Origin of the sequence: Lutimonas halocynthiae (assembly GCF_030409835.1) — a bacterium.
Lineage (GTDB): Bacteria > Bacteroidota > Bacteroidia > Flavobacteriales > Flavobacteriaceae > Lutimonas > Lutimonas halocynthiae.
Genome location: NZ_JAUFQO010000016.1, coordinates 1017513 through 1037113 on the forward strand (window position 1 = coordinate 1017513; position 19601 = coordinate 1037113).

General features: G+C 36.0%; 20 protein-coding genes. 8 read left to right on the plus strand and 12 right to left on the minus strand.

Features of this window, described 5'->3' with window-relative positions; genetic code table 11:
- Positions 1–37: 37 nt before the first annotated feature.
- The 3 genes from QWY87_RS17685 to QWY87_RS17695 all read right to left on the minus strand — a co-directional run bounded on the left by QWY87_RS17685 (position 38) and on the right by QWY87_RS17695 (position 3525).
- A complete protein-coding gene (locus tag QWY87_RS17685) occupies positions 38–652 on the minus strand; it encodes a LysE family translocator (protein WP_290293671.1) in 615 nt (204 codons plus the stop codon).
- A gap of 67 nt (positions 653–719) precedes the next feature.
- Entirely contained in the window at positions 720–2177 is a 1458-nt protein-coding gene (locus QWY87_RS17690) for a lipopolysaccharide biosynthesis protein (protein WP_290293673.1), read from the minus strand.
- 1 nt (position 2178) lies between these two features.
- Positions 2179–3525, minus strand: a complete 1347-nt coding sequence (locus QWY87_RS17695; RefSeq protein ID WP_290293744.1) for an MATE family efflux transporter — start codon at positions 3523–3525, stop codon at positions 2179–2181.
- A 160-nt stretch (positions 3526–3685) separates the two neighbouring features.
- Between QWY87_RS17695 and QWY87_RS17700 the strand changes: the two genes are divergently transcribed.
- Both QWY87_RS17700 and QWY87_RS17705 read left to right on the plus strand, forming a co-directional pair.
- On the plus strand, positions 3686–4813 hold the full coding sequence (locus tag QWY87_RS17700) for a hypothetical protein (RefSeq protein WP_290293675.1): 1128 nt from the start codon (positions 3686–3688) through the stop codon (positions 4811–4813).
- 28 nt (positions 4814–4841) lie between these two features.
- Positions 4842–5645 (plus strand): mechanosensitive ion channel family protein, encoded by an 804-nt coding sequence (locus QWY87_RS17705; RefSeq protein ID WP_353959187.1) that lies wholly within the window; start codon positions 4842–4844, stop codon positions 5643–5645.
- 33 nt (positions 5646–5678) lie between these two features.
- Here QWY87_RS17705 and lhgO read toward each other — a convergent pair whose 3' ends face one another.
- Both lhgO and QWY87_RS17715 read right to left on the minus strand, forming a co-directional pair.
- A complete protein-coding gene (lhgO, locus tag QWY87_RS17710) occupies positions 5679–6884 on the minus strand; it encodes an L-2-hydroxyglutarate oxidase (RefSeq protein ID WP_290293679.1) in 1206 nt (401 codons plus the stop codon).
- Positions 6881–8185, minus strand: coding sequence for an MFS transporter (locus QWY87_RS17715; protein ID WP_290293680.1), 1305 nt, complete (start codon positions 8183–8185; stop codon positions 6881–6883). The genes lhgO and QWY87_RS17715 overlap by 4 nt, the downstream gene beginning before the upstream one ends.
- Positions 8186–8388: 203 nt before the next feature.
- On the opposite strand from QWY87_RS17715, the gene QWY87_RS17720 reads away from it, so the two are divergent.
- The 4 genes from QWY87_RS17720 (at position 8389) to QWY87_RS17735 (ending at position 12092) form a co-directional block, all read left to right on the plus strand.
- Positions 8389–9255, plus strand: coding sequence for an alpha/beta hydrolase (locus tag QWY87_RS17720; protein ID WP_290293682.1), 867 nt, complete (start codon positions 8389–8391; stop codon positions 9253–9255).
- Positions 9252–9722: a peptide-methionine (R)-S-oxide reductase MsrB gene (gene msrB, locus QWY87_RS17725; protein WP_290293683.1), complete on the plus strand. Its 471-nt coding sequence runs from the start codon at positions 9252–9254 to the stop codon at positions 9720–9722. The genes QWY87_RS17720 and msrB overlap by 4 nt, the downstream gene beginning before the upstream one ends.
- 95 nt (positions 9723–9817) lie before the next feature.
- Complete coding sequence (gene ffh, locus QWY87_RS17730; protein ID WP_290293684.1) at positions 9818–11146, plus strand: signal recognition particle protein; 1329 nt, start codon at positions 9818–9820, stop codon at positions 11144–11146.
- 70 nt (positions 11147–11216) lie between these two features.
- Positions 11217–12092, plus strand: coding sequence for a bifunctional 5,10-methylenetetrahydrofolate dehydrogenase/5,10-methenyltetrahydrofolate cyclohydrolase (locus tag QWY87_RS17735; RefSeq protein WP_290293686.1), 876 nt, complete (start codon positions 11217–11219; stop codon positions 12090–12092).
- Positions 12093–12177: 85 nt separating this feature from the next.
- Here the strand turns inward: QWY87_RS17735 and QWY87_RS17740 are convergent, their stop codons facing one another.
- From QWY87_RS17740 to QWY87_RS17755, 4 genes are all read right to left on the minus strand, one after another.
- Positions 12178–12540, minus strand: coding sequence for a cupin domain-containing protein (locus QWY87_RS17740; protein ID WP_290293687.1), 363 nt, complete (start codon positions 12538–12540; stop codon positions 12178–12180).
- A complete protein-coding gene (locus QWY87_RS17745) occupies positions 12527–13174 on the minus strand; it encodes a pyridoxamine 5'-phosphate oxidase family protein (protein ID WP_290293688.1) in 648 nt (215 codons plus the stop codon). Before QWY87_RS17745 ends, QWY87_RS17740 begins: the two co-directional genes overlap by 14 nt.
- A gap of 32 nt (positions 13175–13206) precedes the next feature.
- On the minus strand, positions 13207–13740 hold the full coding sequence (locus QWY87_RS17750) for a hypothetical protein (protein WP_290293689.1): 534 nt from the start codon (positions 13738–13740) through the stop codon (positions 13207–13209).
- A gap of 89 nt (positions 13741–13829) precedes the next feature.
- Entirely contained in the window at positions 13830–15332 is a 1503-nt protein-coding gene (locus QWY87_RS17755) for a helicase HerA-like domain-containing protein (RefSeq protein WP_290293690.1), read from the minus strand.
- A 161-nt stretch (positions 15333–15493) separates the two neighbouring features.
- Between QWY87_RS17755 and QWY87_RS17760 the strand changes: the two genes are divergently transcribed.
- The gene (locus QWY87_RS17760) at positions 15494–16123 is read left to right on the plus strand and encodes a 7-carboxy-7-deazaguanine synthase QueE (RefSeq protein ID WP_290293691.1); all 630 of its coding nucleotides are present in this window, start codon (positions 15494–15496) and stop codon (positions 16121–16123) included.
- A 40-nt stretch (positions 16124–16163) separates the two neighbouring features.
- On the opposite strand, the gene cmk is transcribed toward QWY87_RS17760, so the two are convergent.
- On the minus strand, positions 16164–16862 hold the full coding sequence (cmk, locus tag QWY87_RS17765; protein WP_290293692.1) for a (d)CMP kinase: 699 nt from the start codon (positions 16860–16862) through the stop codon (positions 16164–16166).
- A gap of 1 nt (position 16863) precedes the next feature.
- Positions 16864–17889, minus strand: coding sequence for a type IX secretion system protein PorQ (gene porQ / locus QWY87_RS17770; RefSeq protein ID WP_290293695.1), 1026 nt, complete (start codon positions 17887–17889; stop codon positions 16864–16866).
- 242 nt (positions 17890–18131) lie between these two features.
- Here porQ and QWY87_RS17775 point away from each other — a divergent pair, with 242 nt between their 5' ends.
- Positions 18132–18749 carry a hypothetical protein gene (locus tag QWY87_RS17775; RefSeq protein WP_290293697.1) on the plus strand — a complete coding sequence of 206 codons (618 nt, stop codon included), beginning with the start codon at positions 18132–18134 and terminating at the stop codon, positions 18747–18749.
- Between the two features lie 71 nt (positions 18750–18820).
- Here QWY87_RS17775 and QWY87_RS17780 read toward each other — a convergent pair whose 3' ends face one another.
- A complete protein-coding gene (locus QWY87_RS17780) occupies positions 18821–19594 on the minus strand; it encodes an XRE family transcriptional regulator (protein WP_290293699.1) in 774 nt (257 codons plus the stop codon).
- Positions 19595–19601: the final 7 nt, after the last annotated feature.

Here is a 19601-nt window from a genome sequence, read left to right on the forward strand (position 1 = left end):
AAATATTTAGTAATACGTCGCTAATTTAATAAATAAATTACTTTAAAAATTTAATTAAAGTCAAAATTCCAAGCACTAAAAACAGAAGGCTCAGAATATAATTGATATTTCGTGCTATGAATTGTGCCCTCTTCTGAATGATCTGTGCAAAACTAGCATACAAAAAAAACAAACTGAAGGCTCCTAGAAATACCCCGCTTACAAATAAAATAATATAGGGCTGTTCGGTTTGAAGTAAACCTCGGTTTTCTAAAACTGAAGATAAAACAAGATAAAACGGAATTGCAAGCATATTCATTCCTGACATCAACATTCCGAGTAAAAAACTTTTCCCTTCTCGCTTCCCTCCTTTACCTTCAAATTTTTTCCTCGCCTGTATAAAAAATACAATTGACAAAACAAACAATACAACGATACCCGCAATTTCCAAACGCGCTACTACTTGTGGGTTTTCTGCAAAATATCTCGCAAATACCAAGGCTATAAAAGCCTGGGGTATTACAACCATGGCTGCTCCTAATGCAAACCAAATTCCTTCTTTTTTGCCTTTTTGCAGTGACGTTTTAACAGCTGTCATATTTAACATCCCTGGAGGTATCAAACTAAGAAAGGCCATTACAAATCCTAAAACAATATGTGAGAGATACGCCATGTTGGTAAATTCAAGATTAATATAAGGCTACCCAAATTTCGCAATTGTTTTGGCAATTAGAAAGCTTTTACCTAAAATATTTACGCAGCATTTGGTTCATTTCTGATGATAATTTTATCCTAATGACCAAAAATCCAAATATAAGCGTCAGCAAACTACTTTTTATCAGGATATTCACGAAGGGGTTAAATGGTAAAGCCATAAAACCAAATACCGCATACAAGAGTCCGATAATGCCTAGTAAAATAACAGTTTTAGAGGTGAAAGGCTGTATTTTCATTTTGATATTCACATAGAGCAGTTTAAGCATTGAGAAGATGGCAACAACTATAAACGTGGCCAATGCGGCCCCTTGAATACCCATTATATCTATGAGGATTTTATTTAAAACAACCACACTCACTGCCATTCCTATGGCATAATAAAAAAGCATTCTATAGTATTTTGAATTGGTCAATATCGCACCATTGGTCCCTAATGAAAGCTTGATCAATTCAGAGATTGAAATTACAAGTACAACATATATACCAGCCGTGTACTCAGGTTTATTGATAATTTCATACAATTCAGTTATGTTGACATTGATTAATAAGAACAGAAGACCTCCAACTATCAGCAAATTCAAAGAACTTTTTCGATATAAACTATCTACTTCTGCTAAATTATTTTCGTTAAGTGCCTTTGCCGTAATTGGATTGATAATTTGTTGCATCGCTCTGGAAGGTATACCGATTACAGAAGCGATATAAACACCTACCGCATAATAAGCTACTTCTGCAATTTGCTTCATCTGCGGAATCATAAACTTATCAATCTCCAATAAAATGGTACCTGCTGAACCAGCCATAATGATATACAAGCTAAATGTCAATATTTCCTTAATGTTCTCTGGTAATTTTACGCGTTTGAATTTAGGGAAGTATAGATAAAAGGCATAGATTTTCATGATGACTACCCGAATGAAGTATACGATAACCACAGCATATATGAATTCTTCTGCATTGATGATATCTAAATAAACAGCAAATAATAAAAACGAAACGCAGAGCCTTGCAAATACTTCTTTTATAAAATTCCCAAAAACCGATTGCATTTGCACCCTGCTCCAGGCATAAAACACTTCAAAATAGCCCATACATAATGACACTAAAAAAATAGTAAAAGTGTACTGCTCAATAATTATATTTTCTCTTGACAGGTATGCGGCAATATTTTGGTAAAAAATGACTCCTAAAATGGCGAGTGGAATAATTACAAGCAGCGGGAGTAATATCGCAGTCCATAAAAAATTATCCTGCTCTTCTTTACTTTTATAAGAGGAAAAGAATTTAATAATCGTGTGCTGCATCCCAAAAACCATTAATGGCATGATCATATTGGCAGTAGACAATAAAAAAGTGATCAACCCAAAATATTCTGCCTCCAAAAAATGGGTGTATAAAAAAAGTACATTTAGTCCTCCAATTCCGAAACCTAAAAAAAGAATCAAAGTATTATTAAAGGACTGTCTGATTACGATACCCATATTACTCCTTTTCAATTAGTTTATTCGACAAATAATTAAATCTCATATAAAGTAAAATTGCTGACACTGTCAAGCCTGCTAGCAAGCCAATCCAAATTCCTTGAGAGCCATATCCCATTACCTTTCCTAAAACAAATGAAATAGGGAAGCCTACAACCCAATAGGCAATAAATGTAATCAAGGTTGGTATCTTCACGTCCTGCAAGCCCCTCAAAGCTCCTAAGACGACAACCTGGAATCCATCAGATAATTGAAAAAGACCTGCGATAAGTAACAAGGAGGCCGCTGTGTTAACAACAGTTTCATGGTCGATATAAATCATAGGAAGAACGTCCTTTAATAAAATAAATGCCAAAGCAAAAAAGCATTCAATAATAAAGACTTGGAGAAATATGGATATACTAACTCTTCTTAGCTCTGAAAAGTTCTTTAAACCTTTTTGATTTCCCACTCTTATCGTTGCCGTTACACCTAATCCTACAGCTATCATAAAAGTCATGGAAGACAGGTTAAGTGCAATTTGATTCGCAGCCTGATCTACCGTTCCCATGGTTCCTGCTAACCAGATAGCTGCTGTAAAGACACCAACTTCAAAAAGCATCTGCATTGCTGTTGGAAACCCAAGATTAATTATTTTAAAAAACAGTTTTTTGCTGATCTCGTTAATCTTTAACCAAACAAAATATGGCTTGAATTTATTCCTTGTATTTAGAATCCAAATAATAAAGATTGTCATTACTACCCTTGAAATCAAGGTTCCATAAGCCGCACCCACTAATTCAAGACGCGGAAATATCCAAAATCCATAGATCAACATGAAATTTAAAAACACATTCACAACGTTAGCCAAGATCGTTGCATTCATCCCATACTTAGTACTAGACATTCCGTCAGTAAACTGTTTATAGGCTTGAAAAACCATTAATGGAATCATCGAAAAAGCAACAATACTTAAGTAAGGCATAGCCAGCGCTACTACCTCTTCAGGCTGATCCATATACCTCATAACCGGGCTCGCAATCAACAGTAACAGAAACATACTTACACCTAAAATAGAACAAAGAATGAGTCCGTGTTGAAACAATCTCCTCCCCTTGTCGATATCATTTTCTCCATCTGCTTCTGCTATAAGAGGCGTTATGGCCAATGAAAACCCTATCCCTAAAGAAAATGCTATAAAAACAAAACTATTCCCCAAAGAAACCGCTGCCAAAGGCGCAGCTCCCAACCTTCCCACCATTATATTATCAGCTAATCCTACCAAAACATGACCGAGATGACCAATCATAACAGGTATGGCTATGCGGAAATTATAGCGAAATTCTGATGTGTATTTCTGAAGGTTCAACAGAGCGGGTATTTGAGGTTTAAGCCGCAAATTAATGCTAATCTTTAAGAGTACAGAAATCATTACTATTTTTTTTCTCTGTTCAGTATTTTTAATGGACTTCTAAATTGTTATATTTGTGCTTTAATAATTAGTAACCCCCACTAGTCATTTATTTGTTTTGAAAAAAAATCTTCGAATTAACTTACTATTCTTATTCCTTTTTGTTGCCACGCCTCTTTTTGCACAGGATGTCACAACGATTACTGCCAATAGTGACGATATCAGTGATAATTTAGACTTGGAGGCGGTTGCCTCAATTTTTGGTGATTCTAAAGATCTAGAAGATTTTGAAAAACGCTTAAATGATCCCAAGACGCAAATATCAAATCTCGATCTCAACAACGATGGAGAAGTTGATTATTTACGCGTAATGGAAACGTCAGAAAATAATGTGCATAGCATTTCTATTCAAGCGGTTATTGGAAAGGATCAATATCAGGAGGTTGCCGTGATTGATGTTCAAAAAGATTCTAAAGGGAGCACTCAGGTTCAGGTTGTGGGTAATGTCGACATGTATGGCCCTAATTATTATATTACGCCATACTATCCTGTGGTGCCTGTTTTCTTTACACTTTTTTGGGTTGCTGCCTACAGACCCTGGTATTCGCCTTGGTATTGGGGCTATCACCCACCTTATTTCAGACCTTGGCCTCCTATTTCGCCATATCGCTACCGTACAAATGTGCATGTACATGTCAACATCAACAACACCTATAACAGAAATAATGTTAGAATAAACAACAGGACAAATATCAACACAAGAGATAATTCCTATTTTAAAAATAACCCGGATAAATCATTTAATAAACGAAATCCTGGTGTGAGCAACAGAAGTGAATTATCTAAGGATAGAAAATCCAGACCTGCAAATAGAGGCGTCAATAATGACAAAGGATACAAATCAAGTGGAAGACCTGTACAAAAGCCAAATAATAAACCAAGCACAAGGCCCAGTTCTAAGCCAAGTAACAAACCTAGCACAAGGCCCAGTTCTAAGCCAAGTAACAAACCTAGCACAAGACCTGGGTCTAAACCAAGCACAAGACCTTCTTATACCAGGCCAAATACCAAACCTTCTGCTAAACCAAGCACAAGGCCAAGTAGCAGACCCTCAAATACAAGACCAAGCAGCAGGCCTTCAAATTCCAGACCTAGCAGTAGGCCTTCAAATTCCAGACCAAGCGCAAGACCATCGTCAAGTAGAAAACCTGCTTCACGATCGAGCCATACGCGAACAAGACATTAATAAATATTTCAAATAATAAACTATGGACATGAACAATTTACTCGATGAATTTAACAATATAATATACACCTATGGTCCTAAACTTTTAGGGGCCATTGCCGTACTGATTATTGGTAATTATATAATCAAAATAATGCTAAATTCTTTTTCTAAAATGCTTGATAAGAAAAAGACTGACTCCTCATTGAAACCTTTCTTATTAAGTCTGGTAAGAATCCTTTTAAAAACGATGCTGGTCATTAGCGTATTGGGTATGCTTGGTGTACAAATGACTTCGTTTATAGCTGTTTTAGGAGCCGCGGGTCTTGCCGTTGGGATGGCTTTATCAGGTACCCTTCAGAATTTTGCTGGAGGTGTAATCATCTTGTTGTTTAAGCCTTTTAAAGTAGGTGATTATATAAATGCTCAGGGACATTCAGGGATAGTTAAAGAGATTCAGATTTTCAATACTATTTTACTTGAACTTGATAACAAGACGGTCATTATACCTAACGGTCCACTTTCAACTGGGTCAATGGTCAATTACTCAACTGAACCTACACGTCGAGTTGATTTTACATTTGGAATAGCTTATGGAGACAGTGTTGATAAAGCAAGAAAGATCCTATTTCAACTATTCAAAGAGGATAAAAGAATTCTAACTGATCCAGCTTCTTTTGTTGGTTTATCAGAAATGGCTGATAGCTCTGTTAACCTAACAGCACGTGCATGGGTAAAAGGCGAAGATTACTGGGATGTTTTCTTTGATATCAACGAAAAGACTTATAATGCATTTAATGCTGAAGGAATCAGTATTCCTTTTCCACAGATGGATGTTCATTTACAAAAATAGACAGAAAAGCAAATAGCCTTTCTAATTACATTATTATAAATCCTTTATAATTTCATCCGCAATGGCCATACATGCCGTTGCGGCTGGTGAAGGAGCGTTGATGACATGAGTAACTCCATTGTTTTTAACGATTTTAAAGTCATCTATCATTTGACCTTGAATTCCCACAGCCTGAGCCCGAACACCTGAACGAGTAGCGATTACATCTTTCTCAGTAATAGAAGGCATCATGCGTTGTAATTCTTTTACAAAAAGTTTCTTTGAAAAAGCCCTCCTGTATTCTTCAATTCCCTTTGACCAATTTTTTGCAAATAACCTTAAAGTTCCCTTGTAAGAAAGCGCCTCAATACTATCTTTTAAACTAAAGCTTGTTTTACGATAGCCTTCTCTTTTAAAAGTAAAAACAGCATTTGGACCACACTCTACCTTGCCGCCAACCATTGGTGTATAATGGACACCTAAAAACGGGTACTTAGGATCAGGAACCGGATATATTAAATTTTTAACCTTATGCTTTGCGTGTTCGAGTAATTCATAGTAATCTCCTCTGAACCCAACTATTCTCATATCCAGCTTGATCCCATCTAATTTGGCCAACCTATCCGAAAACAGACCTCCACATATAATAAGTTTATCAGTTGAAATTACTTGATTGTCAGTTTTAATGATAATTTTCTGGCTCATTCTTTGGATACTATTTACCTTTTCTCCCAGAAAAAGTCGATTTTTTGGATGCTTTTTTAATACCAGGTCAATGAATTTTTTGACTACCGCAACATAATCTATGATACCCGCACTTGGCACCCAAATACCTTTTAAACCTTTTATGAATGGTTCTCTAACTTCAATTTCAGCAGCATCTATCAATTGAATCCCAGGCGTTTTATTTTGTAGTCCTTTTTCAAATATTGCTTCCAAAATAGCTATTTCTGACTTGTTCGTGGCTACAATAACTTTTCCACAAATCTGATGTTCGATATTATGTGATTTGGAAAATGTAACAAGTTGTTCTCTTCCAATTCTGCAATTTTCAGCTTTTCGCGAGCCTGGTGTATAATAAATACCTGAATGAATAACGCCAGAATTTCTTCCTGTTTGATGCTTACCTAATTCCATCTCCTTTTCAATAATCCCTATCCTTTTATCAGGAAACTTTAGAGACAGTTTATAGGCTGTAGCCGAACCCACTATTCCACCTCCGATCACAACATAATCAAAAGTTTGAGCTGGATTCATCATCTGACATATTTTGTTTTTTTCATAAAACTAAGAACAATAAAACTGGCAACAAAAAAGACGCATAAGAGTAAAATTGATAACCTCATTGAATCAGTAATCGCAACAGCTAAACCAAAAATAAAGGTTCCCCAAACAATGGCGATTTTTTCGGTCACATCAAAAAAACTGAAATAGGTAGTAGGATCTTCAGTATTTTCTGGAAGTAATTTTGAATAGGTTGATCGCGAAAGGGTTTGAATGGCTCCTAATACCAAACCAATAAAACCACTAATTATATAAAATTTTAATTGGACATTAGGGTCGTCCTTATCCAAATAATAGGCACTTAAACTTGCGAGAGTCCAAATGACAATTGTTATTTTTAGGGTAGTGATATTCCCTATTTTTTTAGACAAATTTGAAAACAAATAGGCACCGGCTATCCCTACAAGCTGTATGACTATTATTGTTAAAATCAAACTACTGGTTGAAAGCCCAATTTCTGATTTACCATATATGGTAGCCAGAAGAATAATAGACTGGACACCCACGCTATAAAGAAAAAAGGAAGTCAAAAAGTTTAATAGCACTGGCTGATCTTTTAACTCATTCACAACTTTTTTTAATTCCTGAAAACCTTTAAAAATATAATTTTTTTTCTCCTTTTTAACACGAATTGAATCTGGTAATCTATTAAATGTAATCTGAGAAAAACCCATCCACCAAACACCTACAGTAAGAAAGGATATTCTAGGTGCCATACTTGCATCTGTAATACCATACCATTCTGGCTTCATCACCATGGTCAAATTAAAAATCAAAAGAATTACGGAGCCTATATAACCATAAATAAAACCTAGGGCACTCACTTGATCCTGTTGATCACTATAAGCCACTTCAGGTAAATAAGCGTTGTAGAAAACAAGGCTCCCCCAAAACCCAACACTGGCAAATATTGAAAACAAAATACCAATCCAAAGCGTTTCTATTCCATCGAAAAAATACAAACTCATAACACTTATAGATCCAAAATAGCAGAAAAACTGCATATAGGATTTCTTATTTCCAACATAATCTGCTATTCCAGAAAGAAGCGGTGAAATAAAAGCAACAATCAAAAATGAAAAAGACAATGCATAAGTATACAAAGTTGTATTATTGATTTGCATTCCTAAAAACTGAACCATTCCAGTTTCAGATTGGGTAACCGTTTCATAATAAATTGGGAAAACAGCGGTACTGATTACAAGGGAGTACACTGAATTGGCCCAATCATAAAACGCCCAACCATGGGTTAGTTTTTTATCTCCTTTTTGGAGCATAGTTAAGGTGGTTATAATTAACGAACGACAATGTACAATTTTTTATCTTTTTTTTACTTACCAAATATTAAAATGCCAATTTTATTTCACCTTTAAATTCGTTAGATTTGTGTTCCTTGAAAAGTATATAGCAGAATTATTTACTTTGCGTTTCTCGAATTACAAATAAGATTTAAAATATTATAAATCAATAAACTACAACCTTGTCAAAGAAGAAAAAACCATTAAAGAATCATAATTCCCTTGTAATTCCCAGACCGTTCATTGCATTAGGCAAGGCAATTCAATTTTTCTCTACAGATTTAGCTACTCAATATGTGGCAAAACTATTCTCAACTCCGGTAAAAGTGACTATTCCAGATAGAGAATTAACAATGAGAAATAGTGCCAAGAATGAGACATTGAGATTGCCACATTGTGAAAAAGACATCAATGTATATGTTTATGGCTATTCAAAAGTGAAGGTATTGATGGTGCATGGCTGGGCCGGGCGTGGAACACAACTTTACCAAATTGCCGATAAAGTTCTGGAGAACAGGATGATGGTCATAAGCTTTGATGCGCCTGCCCATGGCCTATCTAAAGGCAAAAGGACGCATATGCTTGAATTCTTAGAGTCCATTAAAGAAATAGATAAAAAATATGGGCCTTTTGATGCTGCGATTGGGCACTCATTTGGAGCGATGTCATTGATCAATGCTGTTGCAGATGGATTGAAGGTGAATAAGTTAGTGGCTATTGGAGCAGACAATTCGATTCCTCGTATATTTCAGTATTTTGTTGAAAAAATGGAGCTTAAGCCAATTATCTCAAAAAAGCTCCAAGCGATAACTGAACAAAAATTTCACGGAAATTTAGATAGTTTAACTTCTGAACATAAGGCGCTTAAAATAAATATCCCCACTTTGGTAATTCATGATAGCGATGACAAATATGTAAATGTAAGTAGTGCCGTTTCTATTCGTCAAAATCTTAAAAAAGGTGAATTACTCATTACAAACGGATTGGGTCATCACAAAATTTTTAAAAACAGATTCGTGATACAAAGAATAATAGATTTTATCAAATGAAAACATTAACACTACTATGCCTGATTTTACTAAGCCCGGTGATCTCAGCACAAGAAAACACAACTATGAAGAAAAAAGTTAACAAAACAGAAGAGGAATGGAAACAAGTATTGACTCCTGAACAGTATTATGTATTGAGAGAAAAAGGAACTGATCGCCCTGGAGATGGCGGTTATACGAAACACTTTGAAAAGGGAACTTATCATTGTGCGGCTTGCGATGCACAGTTATTTGTTTCAGGAAGCAAATACGAATCTCATTGTGGCTGGCCTTCTTTTGATGATGCCATTGAAGGGTCTGTTGAATATGTTGTGGATAAAACACATGGTATGATAAGAACCGAAATAATATGTACCAACTGCGACGGACATCTTGGACACATTTTTGATGACGGACCTGCTGACACTACTGGAAAACGATACTGCGTTAATACGACCTCAATCAGATTTGAAAAATCAAAAATGTAAATAATTATACAAGCTTTTCTTTATAAAATCTTGCTTGTAATTTCTTATCTTTGCCTGCTGTAAATAGCAGGATATTATATAATCTGATAAGAAATATGTTCAATAATTTAAGTGATAAATTAGATAAGGCGTTTCATGTACTAAAAGGTCATGGAAGTATAACCGAGATCAATGTAGCAGAGACTTTAAAAGAAGTCAGGCGGGCGCTGTTAGACGCCGATGTTAACTTTAAAATTGCCAAAACTTTTACAAGTACTGTGAAAGAGAAGGCTTTAGGCCAGGATGTTTTAACTACACTTAACCCAGGTCAATTGATGGTCAAGATCGTAAAAGACGAATTGACCGAATTAATGGGTGGAGATACGGTAGGCTTAAACCTTAAAGGATCCCCTACTGTCATATTAATGTCTGGATTGCAAGGTTCGGGTAAAACCACTTTTTCAGGAAAATTAGCCAACTATTTAAAGACTAAAAAGACTAAAAATGTCTTATTAGTAGGTTGTGATGTATACCGACCTGCTGCGATCAATCAATTAAAAGTTGTTGGAGATCAGGTTGGCGTTGAAGTATATGCCGAAGAAGGTAATATGAACCCGGTTCAAATTGCCGAGAATGCTGTTAAGCACGCTAAAGCAAATGGTAAAAATGTAGTCATCATTGATACTGCAGGTCGATTGGCCGTAGATGAAGAGATGATGACTGAAATTTCAAACATTCATAAAGCTGTTTCACCTGAAGAAACACTTTTCGTTGTCGATTCGATGACAGGTCAAGATGCTGTGAATACCGCCAAATCATTTAATGATGTCTTAAACTTTGATGGAGTTATATTGACAAAACTAGATGGTGACACAAGAGGTGGGGCAGCTCTTTCTATTAAATCTGTTGTTAATAAACCAATAAAATTTATCGGTACAGGTGAAAAAATGGAGGCTATAGATGTCTTTCACCCTGACCGTATGGCGGAGCGTATTTTAGGTATGGGAGATGTTGTTTCCCTTGTTGAACGCGCCCAAGAACAGTATGATGAGGAAGAAGCCAGAAGAATTCAAAAGAAGATCGCCAAAAATCAATTTGGCTTTGATGACTTCTTAAAGCAAATTCAGCAAATCAAGAAGATGGGTAACATGAAGGATCTTGTTGGTATGATTCCGGGAGCTGGAAAAATGATGAAAGACGTTGATATTGACGATGATGCCTTTAAAGGGATTGAAGCAATTATTCATTCTATGACGCCCGACGAAAGAAGTACTCCTGCCATGATCAATGCAAGTAGAAAAAAGAGAATAGCCAAAGGGTCCGGAACTAATGTTCAGGAAGTGAATCAACTGATGAAACAGTTCAATCAGATGAGCAAAATGATGAAAATGATGCAAGGTGGTGGTGGCAAAAAAATGATGCAAATGATGAAGGGAATGCAATAATGCAACTTCTTCACTGCACTCGTTTGATATTTTATTAAAAAAATTATACGTAATCTTAATTCTTTAGCACATGACTATTCTAGACGGCAAAAAAACCTCTGACAATATAAAAGATGAAATTGCTATAGCTGTTCAAAAGCGCAAAGAAGCCGGATTAAAAATTCCTCATTTAGCGGCAATCATCGTTGGAAGCGATGGTGCCAGCATGACTTATGTAAGTAGTAAAGTGAAATCATGTCAGAAAGTTGGTTTCAATTCAACACTAATCGACCTTCCAGAAGATACAACCGAAGAGCAATTGCTTCATGAAATTCAAGATCTTAATAAAGATCCTGACATCGATGGTTTTATAGTGCAATTACCTTTGCCCAAACAGATAGATGAACAAAAGGTATTGATGGCAGTAAATCCTGGAAAAGATGTTGACGGTTTTCATCCTGTAAATGTTGGTAAAATGGCATTAGATCTTCCTTCCTTTTTACCTGCCACGCCTTATGGTATTCTTGAATTATTAGACAGGTATAATGTTGAAACTTCCGGGAAAAACGTGGTTGTGATAGGAAGAAGTCATATCGTAGGAAGACCGATGAGTATTCTGCTAAGTCAAAAAAGAAAAGTCGGGAATGCTACGGTTACGATTGCGCATAGTCGAACTAAAGATTTAGCTTCTATCACTAAAAAAGCAGATATTGTTGTGGCTGCCCTTGGTATTGCCGAGTTCTTAACCGGAGACATGGTAAAAGAAGGCGCCACCATTATTGATGTTGGTATTACGCGGGTTAAGGATGATTCGAAAAAAAGAGGGTATCGATTGGCTGGGGATGTTGACTTTGAATCTGTCAGTAAAAAAGCTGCCTTTATTACACCTGTACCGGGTGGTGTAGGACCAATGACTATTGCGATGTTGTTGAAAAACACCTTATTGGCTTGTGAAAACAGAGACTAAAACTTTGCTTTCATTTCAACAAGACATTCATTTTAATGCTTCTTACTAATTCCTGAATTTCAGGTATTTTCTATAATTTATCAATTTATTGGTCTTCCCTATTGGCTCGATCTAGTTCAAAAGGCGGGTCGCAAATGGCAATATATTCGCAAGCTGCATCAAAAGGATTTGAATATTGCACTCTTGTTCCTTTTAAGATTTTAATGGATTCTCCTGCTGCTAAAATAATTTCCTCATCATCGATGATAAATTTCTTTTTCCCTTTAATGATATAAGTGTATTCATCAAAATCAGGAGTTTGAAAGGGCTCAGACCATCCTGGTGGCGCAATCATATGCGCCAAACTGATTGTAGCGTTGATACTTGCTTGCCCAAAATGTTCTTCTATGAGTTTACCATCACTTGTTGGCACTACAAACGGATTTCGCTGAACCTTATATTTTTTCATTTTGAATATTTAAAACGCTGTCTGGCAAATTAATTCCTTCCTTTAATAAAGGGTCTGGAATCGCCAACCCGTAGTTTCTTTCAATAGGAACTAAACCTGCCCATATATCAAGCTCATAGTCTTTTTTATCATCTCCAACTCCCTCATTTCTGATCTTTGCCGATCCTTCAATAATTTTGAGTTTTAAAACTTTAGTCACATTGAGTTCCTTTTTATTTGGTTCGCGAACTTCTTCCCAACGCTTACTGATGATTTGATCTGAAATAATGTGAAGCGCCTTGATCTTTTCTGCCTCATCCGAAACAAGTTGGGCAGTACCAAAAAGTGTCACAGACTCATAATTTAAGGAATGATGAAAAGCTGATCTGGCCAAGACCAAAGCATTGGTTCTCGTTACGTTTAAAGATACTGAAATACCTTTTTCTAAGGATTGCAACATTCTACTGACACTAGCGCCATGAAAATAAAGCACATCTCCACTTCTTCCGTAAATCGTTGGTATAACAATTGGATGATCATTGTGAACAAACCCTAATTGACAGATAAAATCATTATCGAGAATTCGATAAATGGTTGCGCTGTCATAAGATCCCCTTTTCGGAATTCGTTTTACTTTAGAACGTTCGGTTTTCACAATAAATTAGCTATTGATCATCATTTATACTATTATTCAAACCAAAGCGAAATATAATTGATGTTCGCCTCATCAGGAATCTGGTCAGCGCGAATCGCGCGCATATCAAACTCATCAAGGTTCAAATCGCTCTTGTTTAACAAAACTGTTGCGTTCAATTCATCAACAAATAATATGGCAGCACTAAAAGAGGTCTCTATTTTCTCAATTGAATAGTTATCCGCTACATCTTTATAAGTAGATTTTGTTGAAACTCCTTTTTCTGTTACGTACAAATCGCTATAGATTTTGACAAGTTCCAAACCCTTAATTGAATCATTTTCGAAATGGGTCAAAAACACCAAAGACGTTTTCCCATCTTGCCCGTAAACTCGATATTCTCTGATAAGATCTGTGTCCTTAGGGAACTTTTCTATCGAATCGTTTTTAAATATCTTATCCAATTCTTCAAGACTTGTACTTTTTGTAATCTTTCCCAATTGATTCTTAAGAATCATAGTGTCTTTATCCTGACCACATTGCACAAAGATTATTGATAGTAATAATAGTCCAATAAATTTATTCATCTTTTAATATTTAATTTTTTGACAGCCCACAATATATAGACAGATTTCAAACTTTGCAAGTTTTAATTTCACTCAAACATTCATAAATCTTACTTCTTAAAAACCTTGTTCAAAATTCCAAAAACTCCTCTGATAAAAGTAGCGCTGGTCAACACTTTAATCATCGGGTTTATAGTGCTTCGACTTGAACTTTTCGATTTTGTTGTGGTCTTCTTTTTCTCCTCAACTTCCTTTTGAACAGTTTGTATCTTTTTATTCAATATCTCATAAGCACTTTCACTATCTATGACTTCATTATATCGCTCTGCAATATCTGACTTGTCTATAACTTGCTCTAACTCACTATCAGTTAAGACGTCCATCCTACTCATTGGAGCCCTAAGCATTGTTTTAACCAATGGAGTCGGTATACCTTTTTCATTCAATGCCGAAACAAGCGCCTCTCCTATTCCTAATTCAGTCAAAACTTTTGAGGTCTCATAATAATCTGAGTCTGGATAATTTTCAGCAGCGAGTTTGATGGCTTTGCGATCCTTGGCTGTAAATGCCCTTAAAGCATGTTGAATCTTAAGGCCTAATTGAGAGAGTACATCAGAGGGAATGTCTTTAGGATTCTGTGTTACAAAATAAATTCCAATCCCTTTTGATCGAATTAATTTCACAATACTTTCCAATTGATCAAGCAATGATTTAGACGCATTGTCAAAAACAACATGGGCCTCGTCAATAAACAAAACCAGTTCGGGTCGATCACTATCTCCAAGTTCAGGAAAAGAACTATAAATTTCAGCTAAAAGTTGCAACATAAATGTGCTGAACATTTGCGGTTTATCCTGAATATCCGTTAACCTCAGTACCGAAATGACTCCTCTTCCATCGTCAGAAAGTCTGCATAAATCTTTCACATCAAAGGAACGTTCGCCAAAAAACATATCTGCTCCCTGCTGCTCTAAGGTTACAATTTTTCTCAAAATGGCACCTGTTGAAGCTGTTGAAATCCTACCATAGGTAGATTCGATTTCAGCTTTTCCTTCTTGCGTTGCATACTGAAGTACTTTCTTAAAATCTTTTAAGTCTAATAATCCCAATTTATTATCATCACAATACTGAAACAAGATGGCTAGAATTCCTTCCTGAACTTCAGATAATCCCAAAATTCTCGATAATAAAACTGGGCCAAATTCTGATACTGTAGCTCTTAACCTCGTTCCATTCTGTTCAGAAATCGTCAAAATTTCTACAGGAAACTTACTGGCATTAAATGGAATTCCAATTTTTTCGTGTCGTTCATCAATTTTTGGATGTCCAGGGCTGGGCTTTGCCAATCCACTCAAGTCACCCTTGAGATCCATTAGTAAGACAGGAATTCCGTTTTCAGAAAGATTCTCAGCAAAAACTTGCAATGTCTTGGTCTTACCTGTACCTGTAGCTCCGGAAATAAGCCCGTGTCTATTAATTGTTTTCAAAGGGATATTCACCAATGACCCGGTCAATGTCTCATCACCCAGCATCGCTGCTCCAAGTGTGATCGAATCCCCTTTAGACTTATAGCCTTGGGCTATTAGATCAACAAACTTTTCCTTATTAGCCATAGATTTGTTTTTTTATAAAATTAACCAATATAAACAAATATTAAAAATCAAATCCATTGTCTTTTCAACTTAAAAATTTATCAAAATAGTGGCTTATAAAAGATAGAATTAGGATCAAAAAATATGGCTGAAATTCAGAATATCCTGATTATCTTTGCGCCATGTTAAAACAAACCGAAATATTAATCGGAAAAGGAGAAATGCTTCCCTTGATGGAAGAGTTCTATACGATTCAGGGAGAAGGATATCACACAGGTAAAGCCGCTTATTTTATTAGAGTTGGGGGCTGTGACGTTGGTTGTCATTGGTGTGATGTGAAAGAGAGTTGGAATGCTGAATTGCACCCTCCTACTTTAACAGATCAAATTGTTCAAAAAGCAAAGCAATACGCGAATACCGTAGTCATTACTGGCGGAGAACCTTTGATGTGGAACATGGATTACATCACTAAAAAATTGAGCGAAGCCGATTTAAAAGTACATATTGAAACATCAGGAGCCTATAAACTTTCGGGTCAATATGACTGGATCTGTCTGTCTCCTAAGAAAAATAAATTACCACTTCAGGAAGTATATCAATCAGCACAGGAGTTAAAAGTAATTGTCTTTAACAAGCATGACTTTAAATTTGCCGAAGAACAGGCTGCCAAAGTAGGAAAAGATTGTGAATTATACCTGCAACCTGAATGGAGTAATAGAGATAAAATGACGCCGATGATTGTTGATTATGTAATGGAGCATCCCAAATGGAAAATCTCTCTTCAAACACATAAATATTTAAACATCCCTTAGAAACACCCGTTGCTTGAAGAATGGCAATTAACTATTTTCTCTATGAATTCAGCCTTTCTTTGACATAACGCATGGCCACTTCAAAGGTTTGATCTACATTCATATCACTATTATCAATTTCAATAGCGTCGTCTGCCTTGACTAGTGGGGAATCATCTCTTGTCGTATCGAGGTGATCTCTTGAGGTTACATTTTCCAAAACGGTTTCATACTGAATCTGAACGCCATTATCTGTCATCTCCTTAAACCTGCGTTGCGCCCGATTCTCTGCACTGGCGGTCATAAACAATTTAAGTTCTGCCTCAGGAAACACGACTGTACCAATATCACGACCATCCATAACAATGCCCTTATCCAAAGACATTTTTTGCTGTTGCTCGACCAGTTTTTCTCTTATTTCAGAAATACTGGCCACTTTACTCACCATATTAGAAACTTCAATCGACCTGATAAACGATTCTACATTTTCACCGTTAAGAAATATTTCGGCATAACCAAGTTTCGCATTAAACTGAAGGTTCAGATCAATTTTATTCAAATCAGAAATTAATCCTTCCTTATCAAAATGATTTTCATCTATCAATCCTTGCTTCATCGCATAGTATGCCACAGCTCGATACATAGCCCCGGTATCAACATAAACATAGCCCAATTCTTTTGCCAAGTGCTTGGCTAAAGTGCTCTTTCCTGTTGATGAATAACCATCTATAGCAATGATAATCTTATTGGAATTATTCATTTTAAAACCCTTTTCGCGTTAAGTCAATATATAAGGTAAAGGTACTAGAATTATCTACCGGATGGTATTTAGTAAAGGCATAATCTAACTGTAACCTACCCATTGTTAATCCAAATCCTGCTGAAACACCTGCAAAGGTTCTTGTTTCCGTCAAGCTCAATTCAGCCGCTCTTCTAAAATTATAACCTAGTCTTAGGTTAAATTTCCTTTCGGGAAAAAATTCGGCGCCAATTACAAAATGCCTGATTGCATTCTGAAAGACGTTGATGTCTTCAGAAGTAGTATTCCCGTCAAGATCCGTTTCATCCTTTGAAGGATTTGCAACTGAAATATTCCATTGTTGAAGACTATTGATTGTAAAATGCCATTTTAATGGAACATCTGACAATTGATAAGACGCTCCTACCGCAATATCATAAGCAATCTCTTCTCGCTTTTCATCATAAGGAGAAAATTGATATCCTATATTTCTGATGACAGCTGTAAAAGAATAAGGCCTTAAATCAGAATAATATAGTAATCCAAAGTCCATAGCTGCTCCTGAAGAGGTGTAATTCTCAATTTTAGAACTCAGGTACTTTAAATTCGCTCCCGCATAAAAATCTGACCTCGGAAAATTATAGGCGTACCCTACAGATAGTGCAAGATCCCTCGCTCCAAAATCGCCTGTTTCAACCCCATCTTCATCAGCACCAATAAATTCTCCGTAGTTAATATACTGTACCCCGGCATGTATGGTCCCAACACGCCTATTGATCAAGTGAGCAAAAGTCGCTGAGCCCATATTTACATCCGTCAGATAGTTTACATAATTAACTGAGACCTGATTGTCCATAAACTTACTAATCGTGGATGGATTCCACAAAGGTTGGTTCACATCATCATTTAATGTAAGTGTTTCTCCACCTAGTGCTGCTTGAGGTGCTGAAGTAGGAATATTCAAAAAATTATAGATCCGCTCTCCTCCCACTTGTGCGGAGGCTGCTTGAAAAATAATGAAGAATATTATCGAGAATCTAAATTTCATAGGTTTTACAAAGAAATGAAATAATGAGGGAATGGTGTAATGAATTAATAATATTCTGAAGGTATTAATCCTCGGTGTGTTTGTTGTTGATGTTGGGTGTTGCGAGGTGATCGGAAGTGAGACCCTCAGCTCCGAGGTGATCGGAGGTGAGGTGATTGGAGGTGAGGTGATGAGAAATTGACCTTCACAAACTTAAGTTGACTTCTATTAGCCTCAAATCATAAATCTTAAATAATATTTTTATGAATTTTGAGAAAGACAGAATTTACCATGTTTACAACCAAGGTAACAATCGGAAAAAAATATTCTTAACTAGAAGTAATTATCAATTATTTCATAAAAAGGTGGATATATTCATCTGCCCTTATGCAGATATTCTGGCCTGGTGCTTAATGCCAAATCACTTTCATTTGATGTTCTTGGTAAAAGAAGTTGAACTTTTCTATGAGGAAAATTCAAAAAAGCTTTTAAGCAGAAGTGATATTACAAATAAAAACATGTATAAAAAACGAGCTCTAAACGAATCCATCGGCATTTTACTTCGTTCCTATACGAGAATCATTAATGCTGAAAATGAGTTTACCGGATCTTTGTTTAGAAAAAGATCTAAGGCGAATGTCATAAATTCATTTAAAGGATTGCAACCCAATTTTTGGAAATCAAAAATTGCTATATTTAACATGTTGCCTGAAAATCAATATCCGCAAATTTGTTTCAATTATATCCATTATAATCCTGTAAAAGCAGGATTGGTAAGTAAAGATATTGACTGGGAATTTTCATCTGCACGGGATTATGCAAATTTAAGAAATAATGGTATTGTCAAAAAAGAGCTTGCTAGAACATATGTCGATTTTTAAGATTTTATTGAGGTGATCGGACGTGAGGTGCTCACCTCCGATCACCTCACCTCCGATCACCTCGCAACTCATTAACTCACTTTCTTTCTGATTGATTCCAGCTGTACGCCAATATTGGTGAGCATCTGGGCAACGCTTTCTGTATTGATCTCACTTTCATCGTATTCACTCAGGTTGATATGACAGGTAAATTCCCATAATTCAAGAATTTCGTTAGCCGGAACATAATAAGGATCGTATTTTCTATTATCTGACACCATCAATAAACACTGATGCTCTTCAATTTTATTATAAACCCTCTTATACACCAAACCGTCATTATGTGTTAGCACTATATAGGTACTCCCGCTATTTAAATGGCGGATATCATCGAGATACCTGGCAATGATAAAAGAACCACTCTTTATAGGAAGCATAGAATCCCCCTTAATTGGAAAAGCCCTGTGTTTCCCGGTCGGTAAAAAAGGTAATTTCAGGCTATTGAGATTGTCGATATATTCAGGATCTGAGTACCCTCTCAAATAACCTGCTGAAGCATCATCGGCAACAATTTCTACCATATCTTCATTATTTTCATTGACCTTGATCGGGAATAAAATGCGCTGGTTTCCAATATGGATAAATGAAGCATCTTCTGCCTTAGAAAGATCATTCTTAATCAAGACGTCAATAGGAAGGTTAAAATAATTTGAAAGTTCAATCAAAATCTCAACTGGAGGTGAAGACCTGCCTTGCTCATACGATGCTATACGTTCTCGGCTAATACTCAACTCATTGGCAAAAAACTCTTGGGTATGGTTCTTTAGCTCTCTCAGGTGTTTGATGTTATTTGCAATAAAATTCATAATGGTA

What these genes read in the sequence shown, in the direction of transcription:
- QWY87_RS17715 (WP_290293680.1), bottom strand. Translation starts at nt 8,185, where the DNA reads ATGCTCCAAAAAGGAGATAAAAAACTAACCCATGGTTGGGCGTTTTAT.
- msrB (WP_290293683.1), top strand. Translation starts at nt 9,252, where the DNA reads ATGAAAACATTAACACTACTATGCCTGATTTTACTAAGCCCGGTGATC.
- QWY87_RS17740 (WP_290293687.1), bottom strand. Translation starts at nt 12,540, where the DNA reads ATGAAAAAATATAAGGTTCAGCGAAATCCGTTTGTAGTGCCAACAAGT.
- QWY87_RS17690 (WP_290293673.1), bottom strand. Translation starts at nt 2,177, where the DNA reads ATGGGTATCGTAATCAGACAGTCCTTTAATAATACTTTGATTCTTTTT.
- QWY87_RS17780 (WP_290293699.1), bottom strand. Translation starts at nt 19,594, where the DNA reads ATGAATTTTATTGCAAATAACATCAAACACCTGAGAGAGCTAAAGAAC.
- QWY87_RS17735 (WP_290293686.1), top strand. Translation starts at nt 11,217, where the DNA reads ATGACTATTCTAGACGGCAAAAAAACCTCTGACAATATAAAAGATGAA.
- QWY87_RS17760 (WP_290293691.1), top strand. Translation starts at nt 15,494, where the DNA reads ATGTTAAAACAAACCGAAATATTAATCGGAAAAGGAGAAATGCTTCCC.
- QWY87_RS17685 (WP_290293671.1), bottom strand. Translation starts at nt 652, where the DNA reads ATGGCGTATCTCTCACATATTGTTTTAGGATTTGTAATGGCCTTTCTT.
- QWY87_RS17750 (WP_290293689.1), bottom strand. Translation starts at nt 13,740, where the DNA reads ATGAATAAATTTATTGGACTATTATTACTATCAATAATCTTTGTGCAA.
- QWY87_RS17705 (WP_353959187.1), top strand. Translation starts at nt 4,842, where the DNA reads ATGAACAATTTACTCGATGAATTTAACAATATAATATACACCTATGGT.
- QWY87_RS17775 (WP_290293697.1), top strand. Translation starts at nt 18,132, where the DNA reads ATGAATTTTGAGAAAGACAGAATTTACCATGTTTACAACCAAGGTAAC.
- porQ (WP_290293695.1), bottom strand. Translation starts at nt 17,889, where the DNA reads ATGAAATTTAGATTCTCGATAATATTCTTCATTATTTTTCAAGCAGCC.
- cmk (WP_290293692.1), bottom strand. Translation starts at nt 16,862, where the DNA reads ATGAATAATTCCAATAAGATTATCATTGCTATAGATGGTTATTCATCA.
- lhgO (WP_290293679.1), bottom strand. Translation starts at nt 6,884, where the DNA reads ATGATGAATCCAGCTCAAACTTTTGATTATGTTGTGATCGGAGGTGGA.
- QWY87_RS17755 (WP_290293690.1), bottom strand. Translation starts at nt 15,332, where the DNA reads ATGGCTAATAAGGAAAAGTTTGTTGATCTAATAGCCCAAGGCTATAAG.
- ffh (WP_290293684.1), top strand. Translation starts at nt 9,818, where the DNA reads ATGTTCAATAATTTAAGTGATAAATTAGATAAGGCGTTTCATGTACTA.